The sequence below is a fragment of the Acidovorax sp. 56 genome (assembly GCF_002749705.1).
GTDB lineage: Bacteria > Pseudomonadota > Gammaproteobacteria > Burkholderiales > Burkholderiaceae_C > Acidovorax.
In genome coordinates this window covers 2,621,610-2,638,550 of the sequence record NZ_PEEV01000001.1, presented here as the reverse complement: position 1 = coordinate 2,638,550, position 16,941 = coordinate 2,621,610, and the positions used below count along the sequence as shown (strand labels likewise).

At 57.6% G+C, this 16,941-nt stretch carries 9 protein-coding genes, 2 tRNA genes, 3 rRNA genes and 1 pseudogene; 14 read left to right on the top strand and 1 reads right to left on the bottom strand.

Annotation, left to right across the window (positions count from 1 at the left end):
• Positions 1-29 precede the first annotated feature (29 nt).
• The gene (gene abc-f / locus CLU88_RS11660) at positions 30-1,922 is read right to left on the bottom strand and encodes a ribosomal protection-like ABC-F family protein (RefSeq protein ID WP_099656740.1); all 1,893 of its coding nucleotides are present in this window, start codon (positions 1,920-1,922) and stop codon (positions 30-32) included.
• Positions 1,923-2,492: 570 nt separating this feature from the next.
• On the opposite strand from abc-f, the gene CLU88_RS11655 reads away from it, so the two are divergent.
• The 14 genes and pseudogenes from CLU88_RS11655 (at position 2,493) to CLU88_RS11590 (ending at position 16,907) form a co-directional block, all read left to right on the top strand.
• Positions 2,493-4,021, top strand: a 16S ribosomal RNA gene (locus CLU88_RS11655).
• A 91-nt stretch (positions 4,022-4,112) separates the two neighbouring features.
• Positions 4,113-4,189: transfer RNA gene (locus CLU88_RS11650), tRNA-Ile, on the top strand.
• Positions 4,190-4,221: 32 nt separating this feature from the next.
• A tRNA-Ala gene (locus CLU88_RS11645) sits at positions 4,222-4,297 on the top strand.
• Positions 4,298-4,668: 371 nt separating this feature from the next.
• A 23S ribosomal RNA gene (locus CLU88_RS11640) occupies positions 4,669-7,547 on the top strand.
• 153 nt (positions 7,548-7,700) lie between these two features.
• Positions 7,701-7,813, top strand: a 5S ribosomal RNA gene (rrf, locus tag CLU88_RS11635).
• Together the 16S, 23S and 5S rRNA genes with 2 tRNA genes alongside form the textbook arrangement of a ribosomal RNA operon.
• Positions 7,814-8,087: 274 nt before the next feature.
• Positions 8,088-8,482: pseudogene (locus tag CLU88_RS11630) on the top strand (MerR family DNA-binding transcriptional regulator).
• Between the two features lie 121 nt (positions 8,483-8,603).
• Positions 8,604-8,987 (top strand): PaaI family thioesterase, encoded by a 384-nt coding sequence (locus CLU88_RS11625; RefSeq protein WP_099656739.1) that lies wholly within the window; start codon positions 8,604-8,606, stop codon positions 8,985-8,987.
• Between the two features lie 30 nt (positions 8,988-9,017).
• Entirely contained in the window at positions 9,018-10,208 is a 1,191-nt protein-coding gene (locus tag CLU88_RS11620; protein ID WP_099656738.1) for an isovaleryl-CoA dehydrogenase, read from the top strand.
• Positions 10,209-10,236: 28 nt separating this feature from the next.
• Positions 10,237-10,896 (top strand): carbonate dehydratase, encoded by a 660-nt coding sequence (gene can, locus CLU88_RS11615; RefSeq protein ID WP_044396931.1) that lies wholly within the window; start codon positions 10,237-10,239, stop codon positions 10,894-10,896.
• 53 nt (positions 10,897-10,949) lie between these two features.
• Positions 10,950-12,749, top strand: a complete 1,800-nt coding sequence (gene aceK, locus CLU88_RS11610) for a bifunctional isocitrate dehydrogenase kinase/phosphatase (RefSeq protein WP_099656737.1) — start codon at positions 10,950-10,952, stop codon at positions 12,747-12,749.
• 65 nt (positions 12,750-12,814) lie between these two features.
• Complete coding sequence (locus CLU88_RS11605; protein WP_099656736.1) at positions 12,815-14,020, top strand: acetyl-CoA C-acyltransferase; 1,206 nt, start codon at positions 12,815-12,817, stop codon at positions 14,018-14,020.
• A 95-nt stretch (positions 14,021-14,115) separates the two neighbouring features.
• Positions 14,116-15,195, top strand: a complete 1,080-nt coding sequence (locus CLU88_RS11600; RefSeq protein ID WP_099656735.1) for a DUF695 domain-containing protein — start codon at positions 14,116-14,118, stop codon at positions 15,193-15,195.
• Positions 15,196-15,265: 70 nt separating this feature from the next.
• Entirely contained in the window at positions 15,266-15,928 is a 663-nt protein-coding gene (locus tag CLU88_RS11595; protein ID WP_099656734.1) for a pyridoxamine 5'-phosphate oxidase family protein, read from the top strand.
• 310 nt (positions 15,929-16,238) lie between these two features.
• Positions 16,239-16,907: an SDR family oxidoreductase gene (locus CLU88_RS11590; protein ID WP_099656733.1), complete on the top strand. Its 669-nt coding sequence runs from the start codon at positions 16,239-16,241 to the stop codon at positions 16,905-16,907.
• The last annotated feature ends 34 nt before the right edge of the window (positions 16,908-16,941 follow it).

Here is a 16,941-nt window from a genome sequence, read left to right as displayed (position 1 = left end):
AGTAGTTCGGTTGCCAAGTGCTTTTAGGGCTAGGCAGACAGTGCTTCCCAGCGCTCTAGTGCCAAGAGCAGCTCTTCTTCAATGGCTGCGACCCTTGTCATCATTGCTGTTGCCTTGATCCCATCAGATGCATACAGGCTGCCATCGGCAAGCTGCTCGTTTAGCATCTTTTGTTCTGCCTCTAGCGCCTCGATGGTTGCCGGTAGTTGTTCCAGTTCTTTCTGCTCTTTGTAGCTCAGCTTCTTTTTTGATAGCTGCTCGCGCTTATTAGATAAGCCCTGGACTGCTGTTGGAGCTGGAATCTCCGCAGAAACCTTTTTGTTGTCTGCGGGGGCTTGAGCGCGGGCACGCTTGGATTGGATCAACCAGTCCTGAACGCTGCCTTCGTACTCCCGCCAGTGAGCGTTGCCTTCGAATGCAATGGTGCTGGTGACGACGTTGTCCAGAAAGGTTCGATCATGGCTGACCAAGAAGACGGTGCCCGGATAGCTTTCTAGCAGTTCTTCCAGCAGATCCAGGGTGTCGATGTCCAGATCGTTCGTCGGCTCGTCCAGCACCAGAACATTGGCCGGCCGTGCAAACAGCCTTGCCAGAAGCAATCTATTGCGCTCTCCCCCTGAGAGTGAACTCACCGGTGAATGAGCGCGGGCTGGTGAGAACAGGAAATCGCTGAGATAGCTTTTGACGTGTTTGCGTTGATTGCCAATCTCAATCCACTCGCTGCCAGGGCTGATGAAGTCTTCCAGCGTCGCATCGAGATTGATGGCATGGCGCATTTGGTCAAAGTACGCGATCTGAAGATTGGCTCCTTGCCTGATGCTGCCCTCGTCGGGTTGGAGTTCACCCAAAATGAGTTTCAGCAAGGTGGTTTTGCCCGCACCATTGGGACCGATCAAGCCGACTTTGTCGCCGCGCAAAATAGTGCCAGTAAAGCCTTGGACAATCTGTTTGGGGCCAAATGCCTTGCCCACATCAGTGAGTTCTGCAACGATCTTGCCTTGATATCCGTTGCCTGATCCGGTTGCGACGTCCATTTTGACGCTGCCCACCACGTCGCGCCGTGCTTCACGCTTCTGGCGCAACGCTTCTAGTCGGCTGATTCGGCTTTGGCTTCGGGTGCGTCTTGCTTCCACACCTTTGCGAATCCACACTTCTTCCTGTGCCAGCAGTTTGTCGGCTTTGGCCGCGATGACGGCCTCTTGCGCTAGCTGCTCTTCCTTCTGGAGTTGGTACTGAGCGAAGTTGCCAGGATACGAGCGCAGCTGGCCTCGATCTAATTCCACAATCCGGGTTGCAATCCGATCAAGGAATGCCCGATCGTGTGTGATGGTGACTACGCTGCCTGGAAAGTCCAGCAGCAAATCTTCCAGCCACTCAATGGAGTCCAGATCCAAGTGGTTGGTCGGTTCATCCAACAGCAATACATCGGGGCGTGACACGAGTGCTTGGGCTAACGCCACTCTCTTCTTGGTTCCTCCCGAAAGAGTGCCCACGACCGCTTCAGGTGGAAGGTGAAGCCTTTGCAGAGTTTCTTCCACGCGCTGCTCCCAGTTCCAGGCATCAAACGCTTCAATTTCTGATTGCAGGGCGTCCAGGTCTACGCCCTCCTCGGCTGCCAGGTACTGCTCTCGTATTGCAATCACTCGCTGCAAGCCGGCGGATGCTGCCTGGAAGATCGTAGCTTCGGCGTCTAGGATGGGCTCCTGTGCCACATACGCAATGCGTACGCCTTGCTGTACCTGCAGACTGCCGTCATCTGGCTTTGCCAGTCCTCCCAGAATCTTGAGCAAGGACGATTTCCCTGCGCCGTTGCGGCCAATCAGACCTACACGCTCCGTCTGCTCAAGAGAGAAGCCTGCATGGTCTAGTAATGCAACGTGGCCGAAGGCCAGTTGCGCATTGATGAGTGTGATGAGTGCCATAAGACCTGAATTATGAGTGGCTCACTCGATTCACCCTCTGAGGCGGCGCTCTGTCTGCTGCTAGGGGGTGCCGGGTTTGCGGAGTAGGTTCTTAACAATCTCTTGCTGAGTTGTTTGAGTCTCTAAAACGGTGCTATGATCGAGGGCTTCGCTACTGAGACGGTTTAGATTGTTAGGGTAGCGAAGGGGGTTGCAGAAAGTTGGGTTTTTGTTGTCGGCGGGTTAAAAACTGTTGTACAATCTAAGGCTGCGCTAAATGCGGTAGTTGTTCTGAAAAGGGTAATTGCTGCAAACTGCAAAGACCCTCAAGTTTGACGGGACTTTAAAACCTGTGCTAGAATTCAAGGCTCAGCTGATTGCAGCTAAGTCGGGAAAGCAAAGAAAACTTCGGTTGCTTTGTGATCCGGTTCATTAAAAATATACAGCCGATAAGCGTGGGCGTTTGATGGCGAGTGCCAAGTTCTTTGGAACTAGTGCTTAGCACTACAAACGCTCATGAGAATAGAAGTGAAGTTCACTTCAATTCCGTTTTTATGAGTTAAGTCGAAAGACTTTAAATTTATCAAGATCGAACTGTAGAGTTTGATCCTGGCTCAGATTGAACGCTGGCGGCATGCCTTACACATGCAAGTCGAACGGTAACAGGTCTTCGGATGCTGACGAGTGGCGAACGGGTGAGTAATACATCGGAACGTGCCCGATCGTGGGGGATAACGAAGCGAAAGCTTTGCTAATACCGCATAAGATCCAAGGATGAAAGCAGGGGACCGCAAGGCCTTGCGCGAACGGAGCGGCCGATGGCAGATTAGGTAGTTGGTGGGATAAAAGCTTACCAAGCCGACGATCTGTAGCTGGTCTGAGAGGACGACCAGCCACACTGGGACTGAGACACGGCCCAGACTCCTACGGGAGGCAGCAGTGGGGAATTTTGGACAATGGGCGAAAGCCTGATCCAGCCATGCCGCGTGCAGGATGAAGGCCTTCGGGTTGTAAACTGCTTTTGTACGGAACGAAAAGACTCTGGTTAATACCTGGGGTCCATGACGGTACCGTAAGAATAAGCACCGGCTAACTACGTGCCAGCAGCCGCGGTAATACGTAGGGTGCAAGCGTTAATCGGAATTACTGGGCGTAAAGCGTGCGCAGGCGGTTATATAAGACAGATGTGAAATCCCCGGGCTCAACCTGGGAACTGCATTTGTGACTGTATAGCTAGAGTACGGTAGAGGGGGATGGAATTCCGCGTGTAGCAGTGAAATGCGTAGATATGCGGAGGAACACCGATGGCGAAGGCAATCCCCTGGACCTGTACTGACGCTCATGCACGAAAGCGTGGGGAGCAAACAGGATTAGATACCCTGGTAGTCCACGCCCTAAACGATGTCAACTGGTTGTTGGGTCTTCACTGACTCAGTAACGAAGCTAACGCGTGAAGTTGACCGCCTGGGGAGTACGGCCGCAAGGTTGAAACTCAAAGGAATTGACGGGGACCCGCACAAGCGGTGGATGATGTGGTTTAATTCGATGCAACGCGAAAAACCTTACCCACCTTTGACATGTATGGAATCCTTTAGAGATAGAGGAGTGCTCGAAAGAGAGCCATAACACAGGTGCTGCATGGCTGTCGTCAGCTCGTGTCGTGAGATGTTGGGTTAAGTCCCGCAACGAGCGCAACCCTTGCCATTAGTTGCTACGAAAGGGCACTCTAATGGGACTGCCGGTGACAAACCGGAGGAAGGTGGGGATGACGTCAAGTCCTCATGGCCCTTATAGGTGGGGCTACACACGTCATACAATGGCTGGTACAGAGGGTTGCCAACCCGCGAGGGGGAGCTAATCCCATAAAGCCAGTCGTAGTCCGGATCGCAGTCTGCAACTCGACTGCGTGAAGTCGGAATCGCTAGTAATCGCGGATCAGAATGTCGCGGTGAATACGTTCCCGGGTCTTGTACACACCGCCCGTCACACCATGGGAGCGGGTTCTGCCAGAAGTAGGTAGCCTAACCGTAAGGAGGGCGCTTACCACGGCAGGGTTCGTGACTGGGGTGAAGTCGTAACAAGGTAGCCGTATCGGAAGGTGCGGCTGGATCACCTCCTTTCTGGAAAACTGCATTCAATATTGAACGCCCACACTTATCGGTTGTTGGAACAAGCTGCTGACTTGCGAAGTCATTCGCAAGAAGGCGGAATGGGTCTGTAGCTCAGCTGGTTAGAGCACTGTGTTGATAACGCAGGGGTCGTTGGTTCGAGCCCAACTAGACCCACCATATTCCAATAGACGGATACGTGAGAGGAAACTGGGGGATTAGCTCAGCTGGGAGAGCACCTGCTTTGCAAGCAGGGGGTCGTCGGTTCGATCCCGTCATCCTCCACCACCAACAAGCATCGGACTTCAACACCAAAGCGGCTTTGCAAAAGGCCACTTTGTTGTTGATCAATATCGATTGATCAATCGGCTGTTCTTTAAAAATTCATAGAGTCGAATCAGAGTTGTCAGAGGAAACTGTACATTCGTAAAGGTTTAGTGCAGACCGTGCCTCTGATGACAATTTTTTGATTGCGTCAAAACGAATATTCAATAAGCGAAAGCTGATTGAAATTCAGTAATGACGAATGTTCTCAGATGAAAGGTAGAAATACCTAGAGTCGAGGAATTATTCACATTACGGCATAACGCGTCAGGTGAAAGACCTGGCAAGTCCTTGAAAATAATGGCGATATCTCGAAAGAGATGTCAAAGTTATAGGGTCAAGTGACTAAGAGCATGTGGTGGATGCCTTGGCGATTACAGGCGACGAAAGACGTGATAGCCTGCGATAAGCTTCGGGGAGCTGGCAAATAAGCTTTGATCCGGAGATTTCTGAATGGGGAAACCCACCTCGCAAGAGGTATCGCATACTGAATACATAGGTATGCGAAGCGAACCGGGTGAACTGAAACATCTCAGTAGCTCGAGGAAAAGACATCAACCGAGATTCCGAAAGTAGTGGCGAGCGAAATCGGAAGAGCCTTCTAGTGATAGCACGACTGTTAGCAAAACGGAATGGAAAGTTCGGCCATAGCAGGTGATAGCCCTGTATGCGAAAACAGACGTGTGGTACTAAGTTAGAGAAAAGTAGGGCGGGACACGAGAAATCCTGTCTGAATATGGGGGGACCATCCTCCAAGGCTAAATACTCGTAATCGACCGATAGTGAACCAGTACCGTGAGGGAAAGGCGAAAAGAACCCCGGGAGGGGAGTGAAATAGATCCTGAAACCGCATGCTTACAAAAAGTAGGAGCCCGCAAGGGTGACTGCGTACCTTTTGTATAATGGGTCAGCGACTTACATTCAGTGGCAAGGTTAACCGAATAGGGAAGCCGTAGAGAAATCGAGTCCGAATAGGGCGAATCAGTCGCTGGGTGTAGACCCGAAACCAAGTGATCTATCCATGGCCAGGATGAAGGTGCCGTAACAGGTACTGGAGGTCCGAACCCACTAGTGTTGCAAAACTAGGGGATGAGCTGTGGATAGGGGTGAAAGGCTAAACAAACTTGGAAATAGCTGGTTCTCTCCGAAAACTATTTAGGTAGTGCCTCAAGTATTACCGTCGGGGGTAGAGCACTGTTTAGGCTAGGGGGTCATGGCGACTTACCAAACCTATGCAAACTCCGAATACCGACGAGTACAGCTTGGGAGACAGAGCACCGGGTGCTAACGTCCGGACTCAAGAGGGAAACAACCCAGACCGCCAGCTAAGGTCCCTAAAATTGGCTAAGTGGGAAACGAAGTGGGAAGGCTAAAACAGTCAGGATGTTGGCTTAGAAGCAGCCATCATTTAAAGAAAGCGTAATAGCTCACTGATCGAGTCGTCCTGCGCGGAAGATGTAACGGGGCTAAGCCAGTTACCGAAGCTGCGGATGTGCAATTTATTGCACGTGGTAGGAGAGCGTTCTGTAGGCCTGTGAAGGTGTCTGGTAACGGATGCTGGAGGTATCAGAAGTGCGAATGCTGACATGAGTAGCGTTAAAGGGGGTGAAAAGCCCCCTCGCCGTAAGCGCAAGGTTTTCTACGCAACGTTCATCGGCGTAGAGTGAGTCGGCCCCTAAGGCGAGGCAGAGATGCGTAGCTGATGGGAAACAGGTCAATATTCCTGTACCGATCAATAGTGCGATGTGGGGACGGAGAAGGTTAGCTCAGCCAACTGTTGGATATGTTGGTTCAAGCCTGTAGTCGTGCCTGGTAGGCAAATCCGCCGGGCTTAGATGAGGGGTGATAACGAGTCTGCTTGCAGACGAAGTGAGTGATACCCTGCTTCCAGGAAAAGCCACTAAGCTTCAGCTATTGACGACCGTACCGCAAACCGACACTGGTGCGCGAGATGAGTATTCTAAGGCGCTTGAGAGAACTCAGGAGAAGGAACTCGGCAAATTGATACCGTAACTTCGGGAGAAGGTATGCCCCAAGTAGGTGAACTCGTACAGAGGGAGCCCAAAGGGGTTGCAAAAAATCGGTGGCTGCGACTGTTTAATAAAAACACAGCACTCTGCAAACACGAAAGTGGACGTATAGGGTGTGACGCCTGCCCGGTGCTGGAAGATTAAATGATGGGGTGCAAGCTCTTGATTGAAGTCCCAGTAAACGGCGGCCGTAACTATAACGGTCCTAAGGTAGCGAAATTCCTTGTCGGGTAAGTTCCGACCTGCACGAATGGCGTAACGATGGCCACACTGTCTCCTCCTGAGACTCAGCGAAGTTGAAATGTTTGTGATGATGCAATCTCCCCGCGGAAAGACGGAAAGACCCCATGAACCTTTACTGTAGCTTTGTATTGGACTTTGAACAGATCTGTGTAGGATAGGTGGGAGGCTTTGAAGTGAGGACGCTAGTTCTCATGGAGCCAACGTTGAAATACCACCCTGGTGTGTTTGAGGTTCTAACCTAGGTCCATTATCTGGATCGGGGACAGTGCATGGTAGGCAGTTTGACTGGGGCGGTCTCCTCCCAAAGCGTAACGGAGGAGTTCGAAGGTACGCTAGTTACGGTCGGACATCGTGACGATAGTGCAATGGCATAAGCGTGCTTAACTGCGAGACTGACAAGTCGAGCAGATGCGAAAGCAGGACATAGTGATCCGGTGGTTCTGTATGGAAGGGCCATCGCTCAACGGATAAAAGGTACTCTGGGGATAACAGGCTGATACCGCCCAAGAGTTCATATCGACGGCGGTGTTTGGCACCTCGATGTCGGCTCATCTCATCCTGGGGCTGTAGCCGGTCCCAAGGGTATGGCTGTTCGCCATTTAAAGAGGTACGTGAGCTGGGTTTAAAACGTCGTGAGACAGTTTGGTCCCTATCTTCCGTGGGCGCTGCAGATTTGAGGAAGCCTGCTCCTAGTACGAGAGGACCGGAGTGGACACACCTCTGGTGTATCGGTTGTCACGCCAGTGGCATTGCCGAGTAGCTAAGTGTGGAAGAGATAACCGCTGAAAGCATCTAAGCGGGAAACTCGTTTCAAGATGAGATCTGCCGGGGCCTTGAGCCCCCTAAAGAGTCGTTCAAGACCAGGACGTTGATAGGTCAGGTGTGGAAGCGCAGTAATGCGTTAAGCTAACTGATACTAATTGCTCGTGAGGCTTGACCCTATAACTTTGATAGCCAACGCTCAAGCAGTCATGCTTGTGTGAAAAGCTCAAAGATTGTTATGCCAAGTTGACGCAGTCAAAACACATAAAATCTGATTCCAAACTCTATGAATTCGCTAGGCTGTTCCATGAACAGCCCAGCACCAAGTTATGCCTGATGACCATAGCAAGTTGGTACCACTCCTTCCCATCCCGAACAGGACAGTGAAACGACTTTGCGCCGATGATAGTGCGGGTTCCCGTGTGAAAGTAGGTCATCGTCAGGCTCTTATAGCCCCAATACCCCCCAGTCCATAAGGATTGGGGGGTTTTGCGTTTGGGGCTATCGAAACGAACACTATCCCCAACCTCGGATGGCCACACGCTAACTTTGCTCCAGCAGGCTAACTTCTGCTCGGCGAAGGGATCAAAGCCGCTCAGCCGACTGCTCACAGCATTACTCCAGCTACATCGTCCGCTTTGCGATAGCATTGACGAAAACGTAAACGTCAATTTGAACCGAGTGGTGCTTTTGGGCTCCGCGACACGGTTTCCTTCAGCATGGCTAACACCTACACCATCAGCGAGCTCGCCAAAGAGTTCGACCTCACTACACGGGCGATCCGTTTTTACGAAGACATGGGCTTGTTGCAGCCCGACCGCACGGGGGTGGGGGGCGGGTGCGGATTTACAGTGCGCGTGATCGAACGCGTCTGCGTTTGACACTGCGGGCCAAGCGTCTAGGCCTCTCTCTGACGGAGGCCAAAGAGATCATCGATCTGTATGACAGTCCCAGAGATACGGGCGTGCAGTTGAAAAAATTTTTGGATGTGCTTGCAGTCCATCGCAAGCAGTTGGAGGCGCAATTGGCAGACCTCCAAGCCAATCTGGAAGAAGTTCGTGACCACGAAAAAGAGGCGCGTGCGTTGTTGTTGAAGTCAGAAAAGCAAAAATGATTCATAATTGACGTTTACGTAAACGTCAATTCATGGTGCTTTCGTGACCGCTTCTAAGTTCGAGCCTCGGTGCACATCATTCCAGTCCCGTGTTGAAGACAGCTTTCGCAAACAAGGCGCGATGGCAACGCTCGGCGCTCGCTTGGCTGCTATTGCACCAGGGGCGGTCGATATTGAACTGGACTGGGCTGCCGGACTGACCCAGCAGCACGGCTTTTTGCACGCCGGATTCGTCTCTACTGCGCTGGACTCTGCTTGCGGTTATGCCGCCTTGACGCTCATGCCTGAGGATGTTGCGGTCCTCACCATCGAGTTCAAGATCAATCTGCTGGCACCCGCTTCGGGAGAGTGCTTTCGCATGGAAGGTCGTGTGCTGAAGTCTGGGCGCACGATCACCGTATCTGAAGGCCGTGCCTTTGCACTGCAGGCGGGGCATGAAAAGCTCATTGCCACCATGGGCTGCACCTTGATGGCGGTAGCGGGGCGCGAGCAACTGCGTGATTGACACCAACCATTCTGATAAGGAGACAACCCCATGAGCCTTCCATCCAACCTTCCTGGTTTGAACTTCCAACTGGGTGAAGACATCGATGCTTTGCGAGATGCCGTGCGGGATTTTGCGCAGTCGGAAATTGCGCCCCGCGCTGCGGAGATCGACCACACAGACCAATTTCCGATGGACCTGTGGCGCAAGATGGGTGACTTGGGCGTGCTCGGTATCACCGTGCCCGAACAGTACGGTGGCGCCGCCATGGGCTATCTGGCCCACATGGTGGCGATGGAGGAAATCTCGCGCGCCAGCGCTTCGGTGGGGCTGTCTTATGGTGCACACAGCAACCTGTGTGTGAACCAGATTAATCGTAACGGGAATGGGGCACAAAAGGCCAAGTACCTGCCCAAGCTCATCAGCGGTGAGCACGTGGGCGCCCTGGCCATGAGCGAGCCTGGCGCGGGCTCGGACGTGATCAGCATGAAGCTCAAGGCCGAGGACAAGGGCGGCTACTACCTGCTCAACGGCAGCAAAATGTGGATCACCAATGGCCCGGACGCCGACACCCTGGTGGTCTATGCCAAGACGGAGCCCGAATTGGGCGCGCGCGGCGTCACGGCTTTCCTGATCGAGAAGGGCATGAAGGGGTTTTCCATCGCCCAAAAGCTCGACAAGCTCGGCATGCGCGGCAGTCACACCGGCGAGCTGGTGTTCCAGGACGTTGAAGTGCCCGCCGAGAACGTGCTGGGTGGGGTGAACCAAGGCGCCAAGGTGCTCATGAGCGGCCTGGACTACGAACGTGCCGTACTGACTGGAGGGCCTTTGGGCATCATGCAGGCGGTGATGGACAACGTCATCCCCTATATTCACGATCGCAAACAGTTCGGGCAGAGCATTGGTGAATTCCAGCTCATCCAGGGCAAGGTCGCAGACATGTACACCGTGCTGCAGGCGGGACGCTCGTTCGCCTACACCGTGGCCAAGAACCTGGACATGCTGGGGACGGACCATGTTCGTCAGGTGCGCAAGGATTGCGCCAGCGTCATTCTGTGGTGTGCCGAAAAGGCCACCTGGATGGCCGGAGAAGGCGTGCAGATTTTTGGCGGCAATGGCTACATCAACGAATACCCCTTGGGTCGCTTGTGGCGCGATGCCAAGCTGTACGAAATCGGCGCTGGCACCAGTGAGATTCGCCGCATGCTAATTGGCCGTGAGCTGTTTGCCGAGACCTGCTGACCGATATTCCCAAAAACCAAAGGACACCATGCCCACATCCATCGACGACCTGTTTGTACACAACCGCGCCTGGGCGGCCCAGATGGAGCGCGAGCGGCCCGGCTTTTTCACCAGCTTGCTGGCGCAGCAAAAGCCCAAGTACATGTGGGTGGGGTGTTCCGACAGCCGGGTGCCGGCCAACCAGATCACGGGGCTGGAGCCGGGCGAGGTCTTTGTCCACCGCAACGTGGCCAATGTGGTGGTGCCTACCGATCTCAACTGCCTGTCCACCATCCAATATGCGGTGGACCAGTTGCATGTGGAGCATCTGATGGTGGTGGGTCACTACGGCTGTGGTGGCGTGCTGGCGGCGTTGGAGGGCATTCGCGTGGGCTTGGCAGACAACTGGATCCGCCACGTGACGGACGTGCGTGACCGCCACCGCGACCTGATCGCTTCGGTGGAGCCGCAATGGCGCCACGATGTGCTGTGCGAACTCAATGCCATCGAGCAGGTGGTTAACATTGCGCAGACCACCGTGATGCTGGACGCCTGGGGCCGTGGCCAGAAGGTGACCTTGCATGGCTGGTGCTACGGCCTCAAGGACGGGCTCATCAACAACCTGCACATGACGGTGGACAGCACCGAAGGCCTGGACGCCCTGTACCGCGCGGCCATCGCTGGCGTGGCTGCCACGCGGCGGGGTTAAGGCGCCAGAACGGGCCCTGGGCAATCCGGCGATCAGCTCCCACCTGCGCTGCCATGTTTCCCCAGCGGCTCGACTCTCCCCAGGCTTATGCCATCGCCAAGGCGATGATGGATGGTTTTAACCGCCATTACCGCTTGTTTCGCACCGAATCGGCCCGTGCCAAGCACCGGTTTGAAACCGCCGACTGGCTGGGCCAGCAGCGGGCGCAGCGCGAACGCATCGAGTTCTACGACCTGCGCGTCAAGGAGTGCGTGCGCCGCCTGGAGAAAGAATTTGGTGCGGGGGCGCAGCCCATGGCCGTCTGGCACCAGGCCAAGCTCCATTACATCGGGCTGCTGGTCAACCACCACCAGCCCGAGCTGGCCGAGACGTTTTTCAACTCGGTCACCTGCAAGATCCTGCACCGCACGCATTTTCAGAACGACTTCATTTTTGTGCGCCCGGCCGTCAGCACCGAATACATTGAGAGTGACGAGCCCACGGCCAAGCCCACCTACCGCGCCTACTACCCCTCGCGCGATACGCTGCACCAGACGCTGATCACCATCGTCGAGAACTTCGGACTGCAGCGCGCTTTTGCCCATCTGGAGCGCGACACGCGCCATGTGCTGGCCGCCATGCAAACCCGGCTGGCGCAGGTCAAGTTGCGGGCCAACTTCCAGATCCAGGTGCTCACCAGCCTGTTCTTTCGCAACAAGGGGGCCTACGTGGTGGGGCGGATCATCAATGGCTTCACCGAGGTGCCCTTTGCCCTGCCCATCCTGCACGACGACCAGGGCCAGTTGACCATCGACGCCGCGCTGTTTGGCGAGGAAGACCTGCAGATTCTGTTCAGCTTTGCGCGGGCGTACTTCATGGTCGACATGGAAGTGCCCAGCGCCTACGTGCAGTTTCTGCGCAGCCTCATGCCGCGCAAGCCTCGGGCTGAAATCTACAACGCACTGGGCCTGGCCAAGCAGGGAAAAACACTGTTCTACCGCGATTTTCTGCAGCACCTGCGGCACTCCACCGACCAGTTCCGCATTGCGCCCGGCATCAAGGGCATGGTCATGCTGGTGTTTGACTTGCCCAGCTTCCCGTACGTCTTCAAGCTCATCAAAGACTACTACCCGCCGCAAAAGGACACGACGCGCGAACAGGTCAAGGGCAAGTATTTGCTGGTGAAGCAGCACGATCGCGTGGGTCGCATGGCCGATACGCTCGAATACAGCGAGGTGGCGTTTCCGCGCGACCGCTTCAGCGACGAGCTGATTGCCGAGATCGAGAAATTTGCGCCCAGCCAGCTGGAGATCAGCGACCGTGATGGCGATGGCCAGACCGAAGTCATCATCAAGCACCTGTACATCGAGCGGCGCATGATCCCGCTCAACATCTACCTGCAAGAGGCACTGGACGCAGGCCCTGATGACCCGCATGCACGCCAGCAGATCGAGCGCTGCGTGATCGAGTACGGCAACGCCATCAAAGACATGGTGGCCGCCAACATCTTCCCGGGCGACATGCTGTGGAAGAACTTCGGCATCACCCGCCACGGCAAGGTCGTGTTCTACGACTACGACGAGATCGAATACCTCACCGATTGCAACTTCCGCCGCGTTCCCCCGCCCCGCAGCGAAGAGGACGAGATGAGCGGCGAGGTCTGGTACACGGTGGGCCCACGTGATGTGTTTCCCGAAACCTTCGGCCCCTTCCTGCTGGCCCAGCCCGTGGTGCGCGATGCCTTCATGCAGCACCACGCCGACCTGCTGGATGCCGCCTTCTGGCAGGCGCACAAAACCCGCATCCAGGCCGGCCATGTGATCGACGTGTTTCCCTATGACCAGGAGCGGCGTTTTGTGCACGCCCCCGCCTGAAGGGTGCGCACGCACCGACCGCAGTTCCCCCTGCTTCTTTCCACTTTTTAAAACAGGAGACCTCCATGCCGACACCTCAAGCCCCCGCCCACCAAGACCCCATCGTCATCACCGGTGCCGCGCGCACGCCCATGGGCGCGCTGCAGGGCGACTTTGCTGCGCTGGCCGCGCATGACCTGGGCGGCGTCGCCATTGCGGCTGCCGTGCAGCGCGCGGGCATTGCCCCCGGCGCCGTGGGTGAGGTGCTGTTTGGCAACTGCCTGATGGCAGGCCAGGGCCAGGCCCCCGCACGCCAGGCAGCCTTCAAGGGCGGCTTGCCCAAAGAGGCGGGCGCGGTCACGCTCAGCAAGATGTGTGGATCGGGCATGAAGGCCGCCATGATGGCGCACGACATGCTGCTGGCCGGCACGCACGACGTGATGGTGGCGGGCGGCATGGAAAGCATGACCAACGCCCCCTACCTGCTGCAAAAGGGCCGAGGCGGCTACCGCCTGGGCCACGACCGCATCTTTGACCACATGATGCTCGATGGCCTGGAAGACGCCTATGAGGCCGGCCGCTCCATGGGCACCTTTGGCGAAGACTGCGCCGCCAAGTACCAGTTCACCCGCGAGCAGCAAGACGCCTTTGCCACCGCCAGCGTGCAGCGCGCCAAGGCAGCCACAGAATCCGGCGCATTCGCCGTCGAGATCGTGCCCGTCACCGTCAAGACCCGCGCGGGCGAGGTGGTGGTGTCGGTGGACGAAGGCCCAGGCAAGGTCAAGCTCGAAAAGATCGCCACCTTGAAGCCCGCCTTCAAGAAAGACGGCACCATCACCGCCGCCTCCAGCTCCAGCATCAACGACGGTGCTGCGGCGCTGGTGCTCATGCGCCAGTCCACCGCCCAGCAGCTGGGCAGCCAGCCTGTGGCCCGCATCGTGGCCCATGCCACGCATGCGCAAGAGCCCGAGTGGTTTGCCACCGCCCCCGTGGGCGCCACGCACAAGGTGCTGGCCAAGGCGGGCTGGCAGGTGGGCGATGTGGATCTGTGGGAAATCAACGAAGCCTTCGCCGTGGTGCCCATGGCCCTCATGAAAGAGCTGAACCTGCCCCACGACAAGGTCAACGTCAACGGTGGCGCCTGTGCGCTGGGTCACCCGATTGGTGCCAGCGGCGCGCGCATCATCGTCACGCTGATCCATGCCCTCCAGGCCCGTGGCCTGCGCCGGGGCGTGGCCACGCTGTGCATTGGCGGTGGCGAGGCCACCGCCATGGCCATTGAGCTGGTGTGATGGCCCGCCGCTGGCCTTGATGTAAAGCAGCCCATCCCGCGCGGAGTGGGCTGCTGCTTCTGAAATACTACGGGTTTTCACCCCTCAGGAACCCCATGCCGTCCACTCCCCACATCGCCGCGTTCTGGCGCGATTTCGCAGCCGCCGAAGCCACCCTCCAGGCCGTGCCGCTGCGCGAGCGCGTTGAGCAGGCCAACGACCTGCTGACGCCCCATGTGCAGGGCCTGGCGCTGGAGATGCAGGGCGGGCCCGACGATGAGGTGATCGAGCTGATCGTCACCGCCCACGGCAGCATCGAGAACTTTCCGCTGCTCTCGCAGGTGGTGGCCGCCGCGCCCAAGCTGGCGCACTACCGCGTGACGGCGTTCCGCGAGCGCAGCAAGCACCCCGACTTTCCGATTGGCATGGACGGGTTTGAGCTGTCCACCAACGACGTGCTGGTGGCCCTGCAGCAAGACAACGGCCAGGTGGCGCTGGAGCTGCGCTTTGCCCGAGAGATTCCGCACGACTTCGAGGACCACGCCCGCCACATGACCTTCATCATGATGGACCACGTGCTGGGCGAATTCGACTTTTCTGTGAAGGTGGGCGCGGTGGACTTTGTGGGCGAAGACTACGACCAGGACGTGACTTGGACGCCCCTGAGCCAGCTGCAACCTGTGTTCGATGCCTACTGGGTGCAGACCTTGGGGCGCACCGGCCACTTCCCCACGGGCGAGCCTGCCTGGGATGGGCTGGAGCTGCAGTTCAACTGCGCGGTGGACGATGAAGGCAACGACGTCGAAGACGACGAGGACGCGGACGGCAGCGAAGGCCCGCAGGAAACCGGCGTGGTGATGATCAACACCAGCGCCAACGCCGTGGCCATGCGCGCCGACCTGGCCTACGCCCTGACGCTGGACCTGGCCGTGCCCGACAGCGACACCCTCACCGCCGTGCAAGACCTGCACGACCAGGCCGCCACGCTGCTGCAGGTGCCGCAACTGGGCATCTTGGCGATGACGCTGATGCGCGCTGGCCGCCGCCAGGCCCTGTATTACGTGAGCGATGAGCAATTGGCCAAGCAAACCCTGGCGCCTTTGCTGCTGCGTGACGAGGCCGCCTCGCTGGAGCTGAAGGTGGGGTTTGACCCCGCATGGTCGGGCTACTTTGAGTACGCGGGCTACCTGTCCTGATCCTTCTTAACCCTTTGTCCACCCGCTGGCGGGCCACGTCCGCCGTCACCGCTAAAGCGCTGGAGTCCCCATGATCGAAACCCTGGAGCAACTGCGCAGCCTGTACGCCCAACCCGCCGAGCGGGCCCTGCGCAAACAACAGCCGTTGCTGGACGCCCATTGCCGGCACTTCATCGCCCTCTCGCCGTTTTGCGTGGTGGCCTCCGCCGGCGCGGCCACGGCGCAGAGTGAGCACGTCGGGCAGGGCGGGGCGCTGCTTGATGCGTCCCCGCGCGGCGGTGCCCCAGGCTTTGTCAAAGCGCCCGATGCCCATACGCTGTTGCTGCCCGATTCGGGTGGCAACAACCGGCTCGATACGCTGACCAACCTGCTGGCCGACCCGCGCATCGGCCTGCTGTTCATGATTCCCGGCGTGGACGAAACCCTGCGCGTGAATGGCACGGCCCGGCTGCGCGAAGAGGCAGCTTTCACCGACCTGTTTGCCTCCGAGCGCCAGCGCCCCAAGCTGATCATTGAAGTGCAGGTAGCCGAGGCTTACCTACACTGCTCCAAGGCCTTCATGCGCTCGCGCTTGTGGCAGACCGATGCGCAGGTGGACCGCAGCGTGCTGCCGTCCATGAACCAGATGATCCACGACCAGATCGGTCTGGCTACCGAGCCTGAAACCCACGCTGCCATGCTGCAGCGCTACCGCGCCCAACTGGCGCAAGAGCAGCAATTGGGCGATGCGTGACATGGTGCACCCCCTGAGTCGCCTTCGCCGCCTTGGTGCAGCCGCCAGAGGCGGTTGCTCTTCGAGGACGTCCAAACCTGCGCAGGCAGGTTTGGAGCCGCGCCTCTCTGCCCCTGCAGGGGGACTACACCCTCGCTGCGGGGCGGTCCTTGCCAGGTGCCCCTCGCCTGGGCCGTGCCAGTTTTGTGGACTGCGAGGGGTGCGTCGAACGGTGTCCCCATGCGATGGAGTTGCTGTAAATGCTCCTATATTTGTAGCTGCTTGCGCTTGATGAATAAGCGCTAGAGCCTCATTTCATTCCAATTTATCCATGAAATCCATCCTCATCATCGGCGCCTCCCGTGGCATTGGCCTGGAGCTGGTGCGCCAGTACACCGAAGCGGGCCGCCGCGTCATCGCCACGGTGCGCGACGACGCCGGGCGCGATCGCGTGCAGGCCCTGGGCGCTGACGTGCTCACTGTGGATGTGGCGAACCCTGCCAGCGTCAGCGGCCTGGCCTGGCAGCTGGACGGCGAAAAGCTCGACCTGGCGCTGTACGTGGCGGGCGTGATCCGCCGCCCCAACGCGCTCACCCCGCCCACACAGCAAGACTTTGATGCCGTCCTGCGCACCAACGTGCTGGGCGCCATGCAGGCCATCCCGCAGGTGGCACCTTTGGTCGCGGATGCGGGCGGCGTGTTCGCGTTCCTGTCGTCTTCCATGTCGCAGATCGGCAGCGTGCCGAACAGCGAATCGTGGCTGTACCGCACCAGCAAGGCGGCGCTGAACATGGCTGTGGCTTCCGCCCAGCACAGCTACCCCGGCGCCACGCTGGTCACCATCGACCCCGGCTGGGTGCAGACCGACATGGGCGGCGGCACCGCGCCGCTGTCGGTGGAGGACAGCGTGCGCGGCCTGCGCGCCACCTTGGCCAGCGTCACGTCGGCCGACAAAGGGCGGCTGCTGCACCACGATGGCCGCCGCGCCAGCCACTGGTAGGCCGCCGCCGCAACCCCCTCATCACATATAAAAA